At 69.3% G+C, this 16,755-nt stretch carries 15 protein-coding genes; 9 read left to right on the top strand and 6 right to left on the bottom strand.

Annotated features, from left to right (window positions below; translation table 11 throughout):
* Positions 1 to 41: 41 nt before the first annotated feature.
* Positions 42 to 1,433 carry an aldehyde dehydrogenase family protein gene (locus tag BCD48_RS44155; RefSeq protein WP_071054746.1) on the bottom strand — a complete coding sequence of 464 codons (1,392 nt, stop codon included), beginning with the start codon at positions 1,431 to 1,433 and terminating at the stop codon, positions 42 to 44.
* Positions 1,434 to 1,734: 301 nt separating this feature from the next.
* Here BCD48_RS44155 and BCD48_RS44150 point away from each other — a divergent pair, with 301 nt between their 5' ends.
* The 3 genes from BCD48_RS44150 to BCD48_RS44140 all read left to right on the top strand — a co-directional run bounded on the left by BCD48_RS44150 (position 1,735) and on the right by BCD48_RS44140 (position 4,735).
* Positions 1,735 to 2,202: an SRPBCC family protein gene (locus tag BCD48_RS44150; RefSeq protein WP_083420151.1), complete on the top strand. Its 468-nt coding sequence runs from the start codon at positions 1,735 to 1,737 to the stop codon at positions 2,200 to 2,202.
* A gap of 198 nt (positions 2,203 to 2,400) precedes the next feature.
* Positions 2,401 to 3,312: a crotonase/enoyl-CoA hydratase family protein gene (locus BCD48_RS44145; protein WP_071054744.1), complete on the top strand. Its 912-nt coding sequence runs from the start codon at positions 2,401 to 2,403 to the stop codon at positions 3,310 to 3,312.
* 535 nt (positions 3,313 to 3,847) lie between these two features.
* Entirely contained in the window at positions 3,848 to 4,735 is an 888-nt protein-coding gene (locus BCD48_RS44140) for a nuclear transport factor 2 family protein (RefSeq protein ID WP_071054742.1), read from the top strand.
* A 127-nt stretch (positions 4,736 to 4,862) separates the two neighbouring features.
* Here BCD48_RS44140 and BCD48_RS44135 read toward each other — a convergent pair whose 3' ends face one another.
* Positions 4,863 to 5,561: a TetR/AcrR family transcriptional regulator gene (locus tag BCD48_RS44135; protein ID WP_083420144.1), complete on the bottom strand. Its 699-nt coding sequence runs from the start codon at positions 5,559 to 5,561 to the stop codon at positions 4,863 to 4,865.
* A complete protein-coding gene (locus tag BCD48_RS44130) occupies positions 5,558 to 6,610 on the bottom strand; it encodes an amidohydrolase family protein (protein ID WP_071054737.1) in 1,053 nt (350 codons plus the stop codon). The genes BCD48_RS44135 and BCD48_RS44130 overlap by 4 nt, the downstream gene beginning before the upstream one ends.
* Before the next feature lie 54 nt (positions 6,611 to 6,664).
* On the opposite strand from BCD48_RS44130, the gene BCD48_RS44125 reads away from it, so the two are divergent.
* From BCD48_RS44125 to BCD48_RS50395, 5 genes are all read left to right on the top strand, one after another.
* Entirely contained in the window at positions 6,665 to 7,066 is a 402-nt protein-coding gene (locus BCD48_RS44125; protein ID WP_071054734.1) for a Zn-ribbon domain-containing OB-fold protein, read from the top strand.
* Positions 7,063 to 8,232: a thiolase C-terminal domain-containing protein gene (locus BCD48_RS44120; RefSeq protein WP_071054731.1), complete on the top strand. Its 1,170-nt coding sequence runs from the start codon at positions 7,063 to 7,065 to the stop codon at positions 8,230 to 8,232. The genes BCD48_RS44125 and BCD48_RS44120 overlap by 4 nt, the downstream gene beginning before the upstream one ends.
* A 96-nt stretch (positions 8,233 to 8,328) precedes the next feature.
* Positions 8,329 to 10,743 carry a CaiB/BaiF CoA transferase family protein gene (locus BCD48_RS44115; RefSeq protein ID WP_071054727.1) on the top strand — a complete coding sequence of 805 codons (2,415 nt, stop codon included), beginning with the start codon at positions 8,329 to 8,331 and terminating at the stop codon, positions 10,741 to 10,743.
* A gap of 11 nt (positions 10,744 to 10,754) precedes the next feature.
* Positions 10,755 to 11,786: an alpha/beta hydrolase gene (locus BCD48_RS44110; RefSeq protein WP_131804243.1), complete on the top strand. Its 1,032-nt coding sequence runs from the start codon at positions 10,755 to 10,757 to the stop codon at positions 11,784 to 11,786.
* 122 nt (positions 11,787 to 11,908) lie between these two features.
* Complete coding sequence (locus BCD48_RS50395; protein WP_116271864.1) at positions 11,909 to 12,073, top strand: hotdog family protein; 165 nt, start codon at positions 11,909 to 11,911, stop codon at positions 12,071 to 12,073.
* Between the two features lie 27 nt (positions 12,074 to 12,100).
* Here the strand turns inward: BCD48_RS50395 and BCD48_RS44105 are convergent, their stop codons facing one another.
* Together BCD48_RS44105 and BCD48_RS44100 are read right to left on the bottom strand one after the other, a co-directional pair.
* Positions 12,101 to 13,273, bottom strand: coding sequence for an acyl-CoA dehydrogenase family protein (locus tag BCD48_RS44105; RefSeq protein WP_071054719.1), 1,173 nt, complete (start codon positions 13,271 to 13,273; stop codon positions 12,101 to 12,103).
* A gap of 123 nt (positions 13,274 to 13,396) precedes the next feature.
* Complete coding sequence (locus tag BCD48_RS44100) at positions 13,397 to 14,692, bottom strand: ABC transporter substrate-binding protein (protein ID WP_071054716.1); 1,296 nt, start codon at positions 14,690 to 14,692, stop codon at positions 13,397 to 13,399.
* A 479-nt stretch (positions 14,693 to 15,171) separates the two neighbouring features.
* Here BCD48_RS44100 and BCD48_RS44095 point away from each other — a divergent pair, with 479 nt between their 5' ends.
* A complete protein-coding gene (locus tag BCD48_RS44095) occupies positions 15,172 to 15,921 on the top strand; it encodes a cytochrome P450 (protein WP_312623725.1) in 750 nt (249 codons plus the stop codon).
* A 91-nt stretch (positions 15,922 to 16,012) separates the two neighbouring features.
* On the opposite strand, the gene BCD48_RS44090 is transcribed toward BCD48_RS44095, so the two are convergent.
* Positions 16,013 to 16,678 (bottom strand): TetR/AcrR family transcriptional regulator, encoded by a 666-nt coding sequence (locus BCD48_RS44090; protein ID WP_071054711.1) that lies wholly within the window; start codon positions 16,676 to 16,678, stop codon positions 16,013 to 16,015.
* Positions 16,679 to 16,755 lie beyond the last annotated feature (77 nt).

The following is a 16,755-nucleotide window of genomic DNA, read 5'->3' as shown; positions in this document are numbered from 1 at the left end:
GGGTGAGCCTTCTTACCCGCGGAGACGAAATGAGATTTCGATCAGACCCGCTCCGGGTCCTTGTAGACGATGACGGTCTTGAGCTCGGCGTAGGCGTCGAGGCCGACCTGGCCGTTGTTCCGACCGATGCCGCTGGACTTCACGCCGCCGAACGGGATTTTCGGGTCGATCTCGGTGTGCTGGTTCACCCAGGCGGTGCCGGCTTCGAGGCGGGTGGCGAGCTGCTCGCCCCGTGCGAGGTCCGAGGTCCAGACGGAGGCGCACAGCCCGTACTCGGTGGCGTTGGCCTGCTTGACGGCCCACTCGACGTCGCTGAACGGGATGACCGGCAGGACCGGCCCGAACTGCTCCTCGTCCACGACCCGCACGCCAGGGCCGACGCCCGTCAGGATGGTCGGCGGGTAGAAGTAGCCGGAGCCGTTGACCGCGGCGCCGCCGGTGACCGCCTTCCCGCCGTTGTCGAGGGCATCGGTGACGAGCGCGCTGACACGGTCGAACTGGGGCTTGGTGGATAGCGGGATCATGCCGGCAACCCGTTCGCGGGCGATCACCGCGAGTTCGTCGACGAGGTCCTGGTAGACCGTCTCATGGGCGTACACCCGTTTGATCGCGGCGCAGACCTGGCCGTGGCCGGTGAACGCGGAATCGAAGATTCGCTGCGCGACCTTCTTCGGGTCGACGTCGTCGAGCACGATAGCGGCGTCGTTGCCGCCCAGTTCGAGCAGCAGGTTCTTGAGGCCCGGCGCGGCGGCGGCGGCGATCGCGCGGCCCGCCGCGACGCTGCCCGTGAAGCTGATCAGCCGGGTGGTCGGGTGCGAGACCATCGCCTTTCCGACCTCGTCGTCGCCAGCGAGGATGTTGACCACGCCCGGTGGGACGAGGTCTTTCCAGATCTTCGCGACGTAGAGCGTGGCCAGCGGCGTGAACGGTGAGGGCTTCGCGACGATCGTGTTTCCGACCAGCAGGGCGCTGAAGACCTTCTCGGCGAGAATGAGGATTGGCGCGTTCCATGGGATGATCGCCGCGACGACGCCGACGGGGGCGCGAACCACCTTGACGGTGCGCTCGGCGGAGTCCTCGATGACGTCGACGGGGAGCTCCTGCTCGGCGATGTGGTTGCCGAACCAGGGCGCGGCCAACGCCTCCAGCGCGATCGAGGCGGCGCCCTTCTCCAGCGCGGTGAGCTCCTCGATCGTCGCGTAGTTGGCCCCAATCGCCTCGGCCATCGCCTTGATCACCGCGCGACGGTCTGCCTCCGGCCTGGCCGACCATGCGGGGAGAGCGGCGGACGCCGCCGACATCGCGTCGTCCACCATCGCGACCGTCGCCGCCGGGAAGTGCGCGACCAGCTCCCCGGTGGACGGATCAGCGACGGGCATGGACCGATCACTCGTTACCAGCGCGCCGTTGATCAGCTGACCTAGCTCACTCACCGTTGCCTGCGCACTCATCAGGAAGTCGCCTCATCCGTCGGCCATGCGCATGTCGCGCCCCACCTGCCATCTGTGACCACATACAAGATAGTTATCGCTATGTAGTAATGCAACAGTCCGGCGAATAGTGCGGGACCTCCCAAGATCGCAGGTCTTCCGGTAGGTGTCGCCCGGCGCCGACCGGCTACCGAACGTGATGAAGGTGGAGCTCGCTTCTCTGCGGACGTCTGTCGAGATGGCCGTGGCCTGGGTGAATGTTCTGTTCTGGCCTGCGTTTGGTCGCCGTGGCAGGGTGGTGTCCATGATGGAAGCGGAGCGGTTCGAGGTCTCTCGGCAGGTGACGGCGTCGCCCTCGACGGTGTTCGCCGTGCTGCGGGATCCCGCGGGGCATGTGAAGATCGACAGTTCCGGGATGCTTCAGTCGGCCGACGGCGAGCCGGTGAGTACGGTCGGCGACTCGTTCGTCGTGCACATGGACCGCGAGGCGCTGAACGACTACCCGCTCGGTCAGTACGACGTGACCGTGATCATCACGGAGTACGAGCCGGACGCGCTCATCGAATGGACGATCGGCAGCAAGGTGAACGACCAGCCGCTGCGGCACCTGTACGGCTACCGCCTGGAACCTAAGGGCGCCGGTACCCGGGTCACCTCGTACTACGACTGGTCACAGATCCCCGACGCCTACCGCGGCAAAGGGATCTTCCCCGTGATCCCCGAGGCCGCGCTGCGCGCCACCCTCGGAATCCTCGCCCGCACCGTCGAATAACCAGCACAGTCGAATAACCAGCACCGTCGAATAGCCAGCGGCGCCCCGGCGAGGTTCGCGCGGCGGGCGGCCAGCCGCCGCCCGGTGCCGGACCGTCGTGTGCCGAGATCGCCCGAGCCAGCAACTGGCATCGCCGAGGCCGCGCCGGGCGGGCGGCTCTCGGCGCCGTCGTGGCGCCCGGTGAAACGAGGTCTGTTCGTGGGTTTCACGACCCTCCAGCACGAGGTCAGTGACGGGGTTCTCACAGTCAGGCTCGACCGTCCCGACGCGCTCAATGCGTTCACCGTCGAGATGGCCGACGAGCTGGAGACGACCTTCCGCGATGTCAACGACGATGACCGCGTCCGTGCCGTCATCGTCACCGGCTCTGGTCGCGCGTTCTGCGCGGGCATGGACCTCGCGGTCGGGGGCAACGCCTTCGGCCTCGACGAGACGGCCACGCCGACGCTCGCGGACCTGGTGAACCTTGACGATCCCGCTCTTCGGCGGATCCGGGACACGGGTGGCCGGGTGACTCTGGCGATCTACGACTGTCGCAAGCCGGTGATCGCGGCGATCAACGGGGCCGCCGTCGGCATCGGGGCGACGATGACGCTCGCGATGGACGCGCGGCTGATGTCGACCCGTGGCCGGTTCGGCCTGGTGTTCGGGCGTCTCGGGATCACCCCGGAGGCCTGCTCGACCTGGTTCCTGCCGCGGCTCGTCGGCATGGCGACCGCGCTCGATCTGGTCTACAGCGCGGAGATCCTCGACGCGGAGAAGACCGTGGCCGTGGGGCTGGCGGGCTCGGTCCACGACCCCGCCGAGCTCTTGGTCGCGGCGAGAGCGCTCGCGGACAGCTGGACGGCGGGCCGGTCGCCCGTCGGCGTCGCACTGACGCGCCAGATGATGTACCGCAACGCGGCTGTTGCGCACCCGGCCGACGCGCACCGGATCGACTCGCTGTCGATGTTCTACACGAGCCGCGGCGACGGGGCCGAGGGCGTCGCCGCGTTCCGCGAGAAGCGCGACGCACGGTTCACGACCTCCGCGGCGACCGACCTGCCGCCGTTCTACGACGACTGGATCCGGTCGACCGAGCCCAACGCCGGATCTCGCTCGGACGCGTAGGACGGCAACGGACGTACCGCGGCGCATCCTGGTCCGGTCGCGAGCCCGCGCGGTGCCGCTGTGGAGACGGCCCACACCCCTTCGTAGGTAGGGAGCGGTCCGGCCTGGTAGCAGTCCCTGCCTACGAATACTGGTCCAGTCCATCCATGTGAGATAGTGTTTACTATGTCGTGTTAACGATCTGATGGTGATCGCGAGGCCTCCCTTGGAATTGGCCGCTGTCGCAATAGCGAGATCGGCCGTCAGTGATCCTGGGGACAACGGCCGCCGGGTGTGCGAAGGAAGATCATTTTCGCACACCCTTTGGCCCTCTAGGCCCTGGCTTACTGAGGCGGCACCCACGTCGGGTCCGCTGGCCGCCTGACGGCCTGCCGACCAGACGTGGATCCGGGCGACCTCCGACCGGTTCACCGCGAACGGATGACACCGCCGGCCACGCGCCGACGTCGTAGATAACTGAACTTTCAGGTGCCAGGGTGCGCACGCTCCGCGGGGGATGACTGCTCCGCGGAGCGTGCGCCGGACAGGGTGGCGTATGAAGATCGAGGGATTCAACCGCGTCGAGTTGGTCGTCGCCGAGAGCGAGATAGATCGGGCGGTCCAACAGTTCAACGAGGTCCTGGGCCTGTGCTTACCGAAGCCGCACGCGATCGATGGCCGGCCGGTCCTCTCTGCGACGGACTTCGGTGGATTCATCGAGCTGGTCGCCCCGATCGGAGCGGCGGGCGGCTTCGGGGAGAAGCTCCGGCGAGGTCCTGGGCAGATCGGGCCGCTCGTCTGGGAGGTCGCCGATGTCGACGAGACCAGGAGCTGGCTGCAGGAACACGGGTACCGGATCGTCTTCGAGTACGACAGTCGTCTCGGCAACGACTGCGAGCAAGCGCAGGCGGTCTATCAGCTGGTCTGCGATCCTGCTCAATGGTTCGGCTTCAACGTGACCTTCATGCGGCGCTATGGCAACCCTCGTACCGGAGGAGATGGCGACCATCTCGCGACGAACAAGGGCTTGGCGCGCCGCTTCTGCGAGCTCTACACAGCAGGTGACTGGACTGCCCTCGCAGAGCTGCTCAGCGAGGACTTCCGGTGGCGGCAGCCCACCAGCGGCCGGCGCCAGTCGTCGATGCTCGCCGCGGCGCCCGCGCTCAATGCGGACATCGGCTACTCCAAGGCCGAGACGCTGGAGATCTTCAGAAACACGGTCAAAGGATGCGTGGACGGTCGGTTCGACCTCATCGCGCGCACCCTCACGGCCGAAGACGACCGCGTCGCCGTCGAGGCCCGTGGCTACGCCGTAAACGCAGCGAACGGACGCACGTACGACAACCGGTACCACCACCTGTTCGTCTGCCGCGCGGGCGAGATCGTTGAACTCCGCGAGTACCAGGACACCTTGCTGCTCTTCGACGTCTGGATGGCCGACTGACGCCCGAGTGACGGACCTACACCCACACTCGTCCCGCAGGCCCATGCCGCGCCACCGGGTCTCGCCGGCCGAGCTCGGTCGCACCTGCACGATTCCTTCCTGTGTCCCTGGCTGGTGATCCAGCCCGTCATCCGCCTGCCGGAGAATTCGAACTGCCGGTCGCCGGGCCCGGCGCCCGGCCGGTTCGCGTCGCGTGTTCTCGGATCGCGCGGGCGATGCCCTGCAGCAGCAGCGCGCGCACGGCTCCGTCGGGAGGCTGCGGGCCAAGCCGGGCCGCCATGGCGTTGGCGCTGAGGTAGCCGCGGATGGTCAGGAAGGCGTAACGGACCAGGTCTTCGTCGCTTGCCGCGTCCCCGAGAGCCTTCGCGAGCAGAGGGTGCCACACTTGGGAAAGCTCGGCGGCGTGGGTCTCCACGGCGCGTTTCGTCGACTCGGCGGTGGCCGGCGACTGGGCCAGGTCGAGCATGATCTGCATGATCGCCAGGTGCTCGGGGGAGCCGTAGTGCGTTTCGAGCGCGCCCATCACGCCGGCGAGGCGCTCCTCGAGGGTCTCACCGGACACGGCGGCGGTGCCGAGGTGCCTGGTCAGGCGCTGCCATCGGTCCTGGACCACGGCGAGCAGCAGTGCCTCGCGGGTTCCGAACTGGTGCTGGATGGTGCCCCACGTGACTCCGGCGTGGCGGGCGATGGCGTTGGAGCTGGCCTGGTAATAGCCGTTCTTCAGGATGCACTCGACGACGGCGTCGAGCACGCGGGCCCTGGTGGCGGCGCCGTCTGGCCGCGGGCGGCGGCTCGCGTCCACGGGCCCGGACCCCGATCCGCTCATGCCAGGCCGTAGATCCGTTCCGCGTTGCCGGCGCAGATCAGGTCGCGTTCGTCGTCGGGGATGTCCGCGAACTGGCGGGCCACGATCTCCTGGGAGTGCGGCCAGGTGGTCGCGGGGTGTGGGAAGTCGGTGGACCACAAGATGTTCTCGATCCCGATCAGGTGACGCAGCCCGAGTCCGACCTCGTCGTCCATGAACGTGAGCGCCATGTTGCGGCGGAAGTACTCGCTGGGCTTTCGCCGCACCCCGGGCAGGTCGTAGACGTCCGCCTTGCGGTCGAGGCTGGCCAGGAAGCCCGGCACCCAGTACAGGCTGGGCTCGACGAAGACGATTTTGAGGTCCGGGAACCGTTCGAGGGTGCCGGTGAGGATCCACCAGGCGATCACCTCTGACAGCGCCAGGGCTGGCATCGACGTGAAGATCGCTGCCTGTGGGGTCGGGTCGCGGCGCATGATGTCGTACAGCCAGTGGCGGTTGCCGAGGTGGTGGCTGATCGAGATTCCGGTCTCCTGCAGCACGGCCCACAGTGGGTCGTACAGCGGTTCGTGGTAGTCGGGCAGGCCGAGTTCGCTCGGGAAGTTCGGCAGGTGCACCGAGCGGGCGCCGAGTCCGGCGAGGCGCTCGACCTCGGCGACGGCGTAGGCGATGTCGAGGATGGGGACCTGGTAGGACACCGCGAGCCGGTCCGGGTCGTGGGAGGCGAACTCGACGAGGTGGTCGGTGAAGGCGCGGCTGATCGGTTTCCAGTCGCCCTTGACGAGGCCGAACGATCGGAACGCGCTCACCTCGGAGTAGAGGACCTCGGCCCGTACGCCGTCACGGTCCATCGCGGCGAGGCGTGCCACCGGGTCGCGGTAACCGGGGTCACGGAATGCCTCGAGGTCCCAGTCATCCATCGAGATCTTCCGCCCGGCCCGCAGGTGTTCATCGATCCTGGCTTGGGCGGCGATGGCGTCGTCGAACGCGCCGTGCAGCGACCGTGGCACCCGCTCTCGGATCGCGTCGAGGCTCACCGCCACGTGCGAGTCCGCTGAGATCAGCTTGGCCATGTGTCCTCCCAAGATCTTGCGTCCCGGGAACCATAGCACTTACTATCTAGCAGTGTGAGACCTTCTACTGTCGTCACGGACGATTCGGCCATCTTCTGGGACGCGGCCGCCGAGGGCCGGCTGGTCGCGCAGCGGTGTGGCGGGTGTGGGGTGTTGCGTCATCCGCCCCGTCCGATGTGTCCGCACTGCCAGTCGCTCGACTACAAGGCCGAGCAGCTGTCCGGTCGCGGCGCCCTGTACAGCTACGCCCTGCTGCACCACCCGCGCAACCCTGCCTTCGACTACCCGGTCCTGGCCGCGCTCGTCGACCTCGACGAGGGCATCCGGCTGGTGTCGAACCTGGTGGACGTGGCGCCGGGGGACATCCGGATCGGCATGCGGCTGGAGGTCGCGTTTGAGCCGACGGCCGGCGACGGGTCGGTACCGGTGTTCCGGCCGGCACGGAGCGCGTCGTGAGCGGGTTCGGCGGCCGGGCCGCGATCGTCGGGGTCGGCGCGACCGAGTTCTCGCGCCAGGCCGGCCGGACCGAGCTGCGGCTGGCGTGCGAGGCGATCCGGGACGCGCTTCGCGACGCGGGGCTGACCGCCGCGGACGTCGACGGAATCGTCAGCTACACGGTCGACCCCGTCGAGGAGACCGAGCTCGTGCGGGCCGTCGGCTTCCAGGAGATCGGGTTCTCGTCCCGGGTGCCCTACGGCGGCGGCGGCTCCATGGGCACCCTGCTGCACGCCGCCGCCGCGATCACCAGCGGCGCCGCCGAGGTCGTCGTCGCCTACCGGGCCATCCGGGCACGGTCGGGCGCGACCCGGTTCGGTGGCGCGAAGACGGCGGCGTCACCGACGTCCGGGCATTCGGGGACGACGGCGATGCAGTGGTGCATGCCCTACGGGGTACTGACGCCGGCGTCGTGGATGGCGCTGAACGCCACCCGGTACATGCACACCTACGGCGTGACGAGCGCCGACATCGGGCGGGCCGTCGTGCAGCTGCGGGCCTACGCCGAGACGAATCCGGCGGCCTGGGGATACCAGCGGCCGATGACGCTCGAGGACCACCAGGCGTCGCGCTGGATCGCCGAGCCCTGCATCCGACTGTTCGACTGCTGCCAGGAGACCGACGGGTCCGTCGCCCTCGTCATCACGTCGCGGGAGCGCGCCGCCGACCTGCCGAACCGGCCCGCGTTCATCGCCGCCGCGGCGGGCGCCGGCCTCTTCGAGCAGGAGATCGCGTCCGACCACTACAGCCGCGACCTGGCGGTGATGGAGGGGTCGGTGGCGCTGGGCCGCCGGCTGTTCGAGCGGTCCGGGTTCCGGCGCGACGAGCTCGACGCCGCCATGATCTACGACGCGTTCTCACCGATCCTGCTGATGCAGCTCGAGGCCCTCGGGTTCTGCGGGTTCGGCGAGGCGAAGGACTTCGTCGCCGCCGGCAGCCTCGCCCCGGGCGGCGCGCTCCCCACCAACACCAACGGCGGACTCATCGGCGAGGGCTACATCCACGGGCTGAACCTCGTGCTCGAGGCGGTCAGCCAGCTGCGGGGAACGGCCGTGAACCAGGTGCCCGATGCGGCGCGGGTCCTGGTGACCGCGAGCCGCACCGGCGCCATCCTGACCCGGGACTGACCGGTCCATGGGCATCGGCCCGCAGTACCGGAGGCCGCGGTCTCAGTGACGTCGCGGTCCGAGTGACGCCGCAGTCCAGCGACACTGAGGAGAAGTATGCCAAGCGTTCTCGACGGCGTCCGCGTGCTCGACCTGTCCTGGGGCATCGCCGGCCCCGTCACCGGGATGCTCCTGGCCGACCACGGCGCGGACGTGGTCAAGGTCGAGCCGCCCGGCGGCGACCCGTTCCGCGGCAGTCCCGGCTATGACGTCTGGCTGCGGGGGCGGCGCAGCGTCGTCCTCGACCTCAAGCGGGCCGACGAGCGCGACCGGTTCCTGACACTGGTCGAGAAGGCGGACGTCGTGCTGGAGGCCTTCGCGCCGGGCGCGATGGCCCGTCTCGGCCTAGACGCGGAAACGCTGCTGGCCCGCAATCCCCGGCTGGTCGTGTGCTCGATCACCGGGTACGGGCCGCACGCCGGTCACCGCGACCGGCCGGGCTACGAGGCGCTCGTGGCCGCCAGGCTCGGCATCCTGGACACGCAGCGCGGCCACGACGGCGGCGCCGTCCCCTACATGCACGGCGAGGAGCCGTACCTCGCCGACCTCGAGATTCCCGCGGGCATGGAGCCCGGCGCGCCTCGTCGCGGGCCGATCTTCACCTACGCGCCGTGGCTGAGCATGGGGGCCGCGTTCCTCGCCTCCACCGGCATCAACGCGGCGTTGTTCGCCCGTGAGCACACCGGTCGCGGCCAGCACGTCGAGACATCCCTGCTGCAGGCCGCGCTGAGCGGAACCGCGTCGAAGTGGCAGCGGGTCGGCCGGCCCGACGCGGTCGGTTACCGCTCCTGGGTGTACGACCGGCGAGCTCCGAAGGGCTTCTTCCAGTGCTCCGACGGGCGCTGGATCGAGCAGTGGGTACCGAACCCCCGCTTCGCAATCAGCAGCGCCGACGGCGACACCCTGGCCGAGCGCCGCGACATCACCAGCGCGCGCGAGGACCCGGACCGGATCGGGCCCGACCCTGAAAGCATCGTCATCCTCGCCCACTACTTCCCGGAAATGGTCGAGGCCTTCGCCCGGTTCCCCAGCGACGAGTGGGTCACCGTCGCCGCGCGGGCGGGCGTCCCGCTGCAGCCAGTCCGCACCCCGGAGGAGGCGCTGCGCGACCCGGCGCTGCTTGCCGAGCACGCCGTCATCGAGCTCGACCATCCCGAGCACGGGCCGCTGCGTCAGGCAGGCATCCTCTACGGACTCAGCCGCACGCCGGGGGAGGCGCGGGGCCCGGTGCCGCGCGTCGGCGAACACACCGACAGCGTCCTGGCCGGCGGATCCGCTTCCAAGGGATCTCCGGTACGAGCCGGCGCGGCGCCGACGCCGGTGGCGAGCCGGCGAGCCCCGCTCGAGGGGATCACCGTGCTCGACCTCGGCTTCGCGGTCGCCGGCCCGTTCGGCACCCAGGTGCTCGCCGACCTCGGCGCGAACGTCATCAAGGTCAACGCTCTTCGTGACCGCTGGTGGCACGCCCAGCACATCGCCTACGGCGCCAACCGCGGCAAGCGCAGCATCGGCATCGATCTGAAGACCCCGGACGGCCTCGCGGTCCTGCACCGGCTCGTCGCCTCCGCCGACGTCGTGCACTCCAACATGCGCCGGGGCGCGCTGGCGCGGCTGAAGTGCGACGAGGCCGCCCTGCGCGAGATCAACCCGAACATCATCTACTGCCACACCCGCGGCTTCGACCGCGGCCCCCGCTCCGACTCGCCCGGCAACGACCAGACCGGCAACTCGCTGGCCGGCGTCACCTGGGAGGACGGCGGCTGCTGGGACGGTGGCAAGCCGTTCTGGAGCCTCACCTCGCTGGGTGACACCGGCAACGGATTCTTCTCCGCGATCGGCGTCATCCAGGCCCTCTACCACCGGGCGCGCACCGGCGAGGCACAGTCCGTCGATACCTCCATCCTCAACGCCGGTCTCCTGGTCGCGTCCATGGCCGCCGTCAAGGCCGACGGCAGCGCGCTCCCGCGGCCGCGCCTCGACCGCATGCAGCTCGGGCTCGATGACCTCTACCGGCTCTACGAGACAGGCGACGGATGGGCGTGCGTCGCCGCGGTCACCCCGCCACACCGCGACGCGCTCGCCGCGGCCACGGGCATCGACCTCGACCGGCTCGACGCGGCCCACCTCGAGCCCTGGTTCCGTGCCCGGCCGGGTACAGAGGCGTTCGCCCTTCTCGACGCCGCGGGCGTCCCCGTCGAACTGTGCGACGCGGAATTCGGCCGGCACGTCTTCGACGACCCGGAGATGGACGCCCACGAGCTCGTCGTGCATCAGCAGCACCCGAAACTCGGCAGCTTCGAACACTTCGGCAAGACCATCCAGCTGTCCGACACCCCGCAGCACATCTGGGGCCCGCCACCCGTCTGCGGCCAGCACACCCGCGAGCTCCTGCGCGAGCACGGCTTCGACGACGCCGACATCGACAAGCTCGTCGCCGCCGGAGCGGTGTTCGAAGAGCACTGGGTCGAATGAGCCAGCGTCGAATGAGCCAGCCAGGAGCACCGGACCGGCCAGGGCAGGCCGCGAGCGGGGGTCTCGACGTGGTGACAGGGGTCAACGGCCACCGGCCCGGCCAGCCCGGTCTGACGGGCCGGACCAACCTCGAGATCGACGTGTCGGACGCCGTCGACCTGCCGGGCACGCACGTGCTGCATGGCTGGCTGCGCATGCCGACGGCGACCTGGCCGGGGCCGCGAACCCCGCTCGTCTACTGCCTCGCCGGCGGCCGCTGCACCACCGCCTACTTCGACCTGCACGTCGACGGTCTCGACGGGTGGAGCATGGCCGAGCATCTCGCCAGCCGGGGCGCCATCGTCGTGGCGCTCGACCATCTCGGCATCGGCGCGTCGAGCGCGGTGGACGACATCTTCCTGGTGACGCCTCGGATGCTCGCGGCCATCCACGCCCGTGCCCTGGGCATGGTCAGGGAGATGGTCGACGGCGACGTGCTGGCCGTCGGCCTTGGGCATTCCATGGGCGGCATGCTCGCCACGGTCCAGCAGGCACGCCACCGCTGTTTCGACGCGCTCGTCGGCCTCGGCCACGGCGGCGACGGGCTGCCGCAGTTCATCAGCGACGCCGATCGGCCCGCCGGCGACGCGCTGCACGACCACCTTCGCGCCCTGGCCCGGGCCCACGCCGAGCGGCCGCCCGGCCGCCGCCGACGACTACCACCGAACTCGTTCTTCCTGCCCGACGTCCCCGCCCCGGTCCGCGCCGCGTTCGTCGCCCAGCAGGCCGAACTACTGCACAGCTGCGGCATGGCATCACTGATCCCTGGGGCGACGGATACGGAGAAGGCCAGCATCGACATCCCCCTGTTCCTCGCGTTCGGTGACCACGACCTCACCGACGACTACCTCGGGAACCTCGCCCGCTACCGATCCGTGAAGGACGCGACCCTGTTCGTCCTACGCGGCTCAGCGCACTGCCACAACCAGGCCATGACCAGGACGGTGCTCTGGGACCGCATCGCCAGCTGGCTCACGTCCGTCGGCATCTCGTTACCGGGCTAACCCGACGGGGCGGGTAGCCGGACCACCCTGTTCTGGCTGGCGAGTACACCGACTGATCCGCACCGAGCCCGTATGCGGCGACGCCAAGCGGGTCTTCCACCTCGAACGTCCTCAGGCCAGCCATCCATAACTCGGGTCCAGCGGGCGGCTGGGTGCTGCTCGATATTTCGGTGGAGGCATTTGTGCGCGGCGTCGCGCAGCTGCACGCCCGGATGTTCGATGAGGACGGCCGGTTGCTGGCGACCGTTGGGCAGTCCGCTGTGCTGCGTCCGCGCCGTCGGCTGTGACGTGGGCGGGCGGCCCGGTCTCGCTGATCAGCGCTGGGTGTCTGTGGTGGTCCGCCGGGCGATGTCGCGGCCGATGATCTCTTTCATGATTTCGTTGGTGCCGCCGAAGATCGGCTGGATGCGGGCATCGGCATAGGCACGGGTGATCGGATATTCCCACATGAAGCCGTAGCCGCCGTATAGCTGCACGCACCGGTCGACGACCCGGTTCTGCAGGTCGGTCAGCCACCATTTGGCCTTGGCGGCGTCCACCGCCGTCAGTGAGCCGTCGCCCAGGGCGAGGACGGCGCGGTCGTGGTACGCCTGCGCGACGTCCAGTTCGGTGGCGAGTTCCGCGAGGGTGAACCGGGTGTTCTGGAAGTCGCCGATCGGCTGGCCGAAGGCGCGGCGCCCGAAGCAGTACTCGACGGTCCAGTCGTAGGCGGCGCGGGCGAACGCGTAGGACGTGGCGGCGATCGACAGCCGCTCGAGCGGCAGCCGTTCCATGAGGTGGGCCAGGCCGCGGCCCTCGGTGCCGAGCAGGGCGGCCGCGGGCAGCGTGATGTCGTCGAAGAACAGTTCGGCGGTGTCGTTACCGCGCAGGCCGAGCTTCTCGAGCTTGCGGCCATGGCGGAAGCCGGCGGCCGTGCTGTCGACCAGGAACAGGCTGTACCCGCGGGAGCCGGCGGCGGGGTCCGTGCGGGCGAAGACGATGACGACGTCGGCCAGGATGCCGTTGGTGATGAAGGTCTTGCTGCCGGACAGGCGCCAGCCGTCGCCGTCGCGGACCGCGCTGGTGCGGATGCCCTGCAGGTCGCTGCCCGCGCCCGGCTCGGTCATCGCCAGCGCGCCGATCGCCTCCCCCGCGCACAACCGCGGCAGCCAGGCCGCCTGCTGCTCGGGAGTGCCGAGGTCCCTCAGATAGGGGACGACGAGGTCGTCCTGCACGGACGTGCCGGCGTTGAAGGACGCCGCGCCGACCCTGGCCAGCTCCTCAATGAGCACCAGCCGATACCGGTAGTCGCGTTCGCCGGCACCCCCATACTCGGCCGGTGCGGCGATACCCAGCAGCCCCTGGGCGCCGGCGGCCAGCCAGGCCGACCGGTCCACGAGACCCTTCTCCAACCAGGCATCCTGATGGGGAACCACCTCACGCTCGACGAACGTGCGTGCGGTCTCCCGCAGCGCCTCGTGGTCAGGCCCGAAGAGTTCTCGCCGCACGTCGACACGCTCCTCACCCAGACTGGGGCCAACTCCAACAAGGTGTGACAATAGCAGTAACTATGTTGTAGGAGCCGCGATGAAGTTGGTGGCATTGCGTGACCGGGCGGGAAGTGCCGTGGGTCACCTGCCAGAACGGGGCGTGCCGTTGCCGGAGCCCAGGGCGGTGCCACACCAGAACCCCGCTGGACCGTTCCCGCCGGGGACCACGGCGTAGGCGTCTCCAGACGCGTTCACCCGCAGGAAGTTGAAGCATCTTGCCGGTGCCTTCGGCTGGCTGAGATCGGTGGGCGCGATCAGGCCGCCGGCCGAGTAGTCGTGCACCTGGCGCAGGTTGTGGATGAACGCCTCGCGGGTGGGGCACTGCCCGGCGCGGTCGAGGCCGACGAGCATCTCGTCGGCCGCCACGTAGGAGGCGAGCGCGACCTCCTCGTTCGGGTCGGCGAGTTCCGGCGCGTAGGCGGCCATGGCCTCGTGGTAGACGCGCATGGTGGGGGAGTCCTGCTGGAAGGACTGGTAGCCCACGAGAACCGACATGCCGGCCATGTCGCGGCCCCTGGCGGCGAGCAGCTCCATGTTGTAGCCGGCGGTGGTCAGTGCCACCTTCAGCCTGATGCCCGCGGCCTTCGCCGCGGCGTAGATGTCGACGTAAGCGCCCAACTGCAGCACGCCGATGAGCGCGTCGGCGCCGGTCCTCTCGAGGCTGTCGATCACGTGGGTCGGGTTGGAGACGGACTGGGTGTAGTCGCTCGTGCCGACGACCGTCACGCCCTGGGAGGTCAGGCTGGGCGCGAACTGCGTCGCCAGGCCGTGCGACGCCGGGGCGGACGGGTCGATGACGAGGTAGGCCCTCGTCCCACCCTGCTTCTTCACGTACTCACCGAAGGTGGAGACCGGGTTTCCCTCGTTGAACAGCGACCCGAAGGTGAACATGTTGTCGTGGTCGTCGGTCCAGGAGCTGTCGGTGGCGACCCCGACCACCGGCACGCCGGCCTCGTCCAGCCATGCGGCGGACGGCCCGATGCCGATGGTCTGCGCGATGAGGCCGAAGACCTGCTCGTTGTCGAGGAGGTCGTGCGCCGCGTGGGTGAACCCCTCGGCGCTCGACTCGTCGTCGCGCCACTCGAGGACGACCTGCCGCCCGTGTATGCCGCCGTTCGCGTTCTGGTGGTCGATCCGCGCCTCGACGGCGCTGCGTGCCGATCGGAAGCCGGTCGCGACCGCGCCGCCGGTGTCCGGGTAGATGAGTCCGATCTTGATCGACTTGCTGGTCACGCCCGGCGATGCGCAGGGGCCGCCCGCGGCGTCCGCCGCGCTGGGCGAGGACGAGGAGGCTGCACAACCAGTGAGGGACAGCCCGACGAGTAAGGCGGCGGTCGCTGAGGTGACCACTCGCGCACGCATGCGCTGAGGGCTCATGACGTCATGTCTCCTGCCCGAATTCGAAAGAAGCGACAGCATAGCAACAGTGATGTATCTCGCACTATCTCATCTGAGGTGGCTCGTTACGACCGAGGGGCTGCCAGCCCCGAGCAAATGATTTCGACGTCGCCGTCAGCTACGCGGACATCCGTCAGGTGTCGGGCTCTCGAAACCCGTTGGCCGCCCAGTCGCTTCGCGGCCATCCCGTTCGGTTCGGTGACCGGGCTGGATCCTGACCGAACGATCGTTGGAGTGGCCACCAGCGGCGCCCTGCGGCGGACGCCATGGCTCGCGGCGAAGCCGTTCGGTGGTCATCACCACATAGTGAGTGCTACCTTTGGTCGCCTGAGGTGGCGTCAGGGAATCGAACATGGTGGTCGGAGCGGAGGTCGAGGCGGCCCGATGAGCGTTCGGTCGACTATGTCCGCGATTTCGCCGCGCAGGTGCCGTCGCGGGTCATCTCGGCTCTCGTTGGCGTGCCGAGCGAGGACCAGGAGGAGTTGCGCCGGCTCGTCGACGGGATGTTCCACATCGAGCCGGGTGTGGGCATGGTCAACGAGAAGGCGGCGACGGCGGGACTCGCCCTGGCCGGCTACCTCGCGGACCTGGCGGCGGAGCGTCGCCGGTCACCGCGCGAGGACATGGTCACTGACCTCGTCAACGCGGAGATCACTGACAATACCGGTGGGTCCCGTCGGCTCGGCACCGACGAGTGCGTCCGTTTCGCCCTGCTGCTCTACTCGGCGGGAACGGAGACCGTTGCCAAGCTGCTGGGCAACGCGGCCGTCATCCTCGCCGATCACCCGGCGCAGCTTGCCGACCTCACTGCCGATCCGAGGCTCATCCCGGGTGCGGTCGAGGAACTGCTGCGCTACGAGGCGCCGTCTCCCGTTCAGGGACGCTGGACGACCCGTGACGTGACCCTGCGCGGCGTGGACATTCCCAAGGACTCCAAGGTCCTCCTGCTCACTGGCAGCGCCGGGCGTGACCCGCGAGCCTTCGACGACCCCGACCGCTTCGATGTCCGCCGGGCGGGGCAGCGGCACCTGGCGTTCGGCCACGGCGTGCACTTCTGCCTCGGCGCGGCGCTGGCCCGGCTCGAGGGACGCGTCGCGCTGGAGGAAACCCTGAGGCGCTTCCCGTCCTGGAGCGTCGACCACAGCCGGCTGGAACGGGTGCACACCAGCACGGTGCGTGGGTATGCGTCGGTCCCTATCTCGGTCTGACTGACGGGTTTCGGCACCGTGAACAGCGACCCGTTCCATCGTCGTGACCTACTGGTCTGCCAAGGAATAGCGACGGACTTCGCTGGCTGGCCTACGCGTTTCTCGCCTGCAGCTCCGTGGCGACGATGCCGGCGAGAAAGCGCGTTCGGGTCGCGGCCTCGCGCTCGGCGATGGGTGGGCAGGCGGACTCGGCGAGCTGCTGGCTTATGGCGAAGCCGCGGATGGCGTGGAACAGCACGGTGCTGCGGCCCGGGTCGGCGTCCTCGCCGAGGGTTTCGGTGAGGAGGCGTCTGATTTCGCCGGCGACGCGCTCTGCCTGACTGCGCAGGCTTTCCGTCGCGTCGGCCGAGGTGTCGGGGTCATGTTGGAGGTTGAGGAGAATCTGCAGGCGAGCGAGGAAGGTCGGTTCGCTGTAGTACTGGGCGAGCAGGTCGTAGAGGGAGTGAATCCGTGTTTCGAGGGTGTCGCCCTCGACGTGGCGTTCGGCGATGGCGTCGATGAAGCGGCGGTTGAGTTCTTCGGCAGCGGCGATCATCAGGGCTTCGCGGGAGCCGAAATAGTACTGGATGGCACCCCAGCTGACGTTCGCGCGCCGGGCGATCTCGTTGGTGCTGGCCCGGTAGAAGCCGAGCTCCAGGATGCAGGCGACGGCCGCGTCCAGGATCTGGGTCCGGCCCGCCGGGTCCTTCGTCGCGCGGCCCCTCCGGGACCGGTCCCGAGGTGCCTGCCCCGTGACACCATCGATCGCCTCCGCCACGGTGCTCCTTCCAGTACTTCCAGCCGGTCTGCCGCGCCGATGACGGCGCCGGGGCCGCCGATGCGGATCGCCCGGAT

The sequence above is a fragment of the Pseudofrankia coriaricola genome (genome assembly GCF_001854805.1).
Classification (GTDB): Bacteria; Actinomycetota; Actinomycetes; order Frankiales; family Frankiaceae; genus Pseudofrankia.
The sequence above is the reverse complement of the archived record's forward strand: the minus strand, read 5'-3'. Positions and strand labels throughout refer to the sequence as shown.

What these genes read in the sequence shown, in the direction of transcription:
- BCD48_RS44150 (WP_083420151.1), top strand. Translation starts at nt 1,735, where the DNA reads ATGATGGAAGCGGAGCGGTTCGAGGTCTCTCGGCAGGTGACGGCGTCG.
- BCD48_RS44140 (WP_071054742.1), top strand. Translation starts at nt 3,848, where the DNA reads ATGAAGATCGAGGGATTCAACCGCGTCGAGTTGGTCGTCGCCGAGAGC.
- BCD48_RS44135 (WP_083420144.1), bottom strand. Translation starts at nt 5,561, where the DNA reads ATGAGCGGATCGGGGTCCGGGCCCGTGGACGCGAGCCGCCGCCCGCGG.
- BCD48_RS44130 (WP_071054737.1), bottom strand. Translation starts at nt 6,610, where the DNA reads ATGGCCAAGCTGATCTCAGCGGACTCGCACGTGGCGGTGAGCCTCGAC.
- BCD48_RS44115 (WP_071054727.1), top strand. Translation starts at nt 8,329, where the DNA reads ATGCCAAGCGTTCTCGACGGCGTCCGCGTGCTCGACCTGTCCTGGGGC.
- BCD48_RS44110 (WP_131804243.1), top strand. Translation starts at nt 10,755, where the DNA reads ATGAGCCAGCCAGGAGCACCGGACCGGCCAGGGCAGGCCGCGAGCGGG.
- BCD48_RS44100 (WP_071054716.1), bottom strand. Translation starts at nt 14,692, where the DNA reads ATGAGCCCTCAGCGCATGCGTGCGCGAGTGGTCACCTCAGCGACCGCC.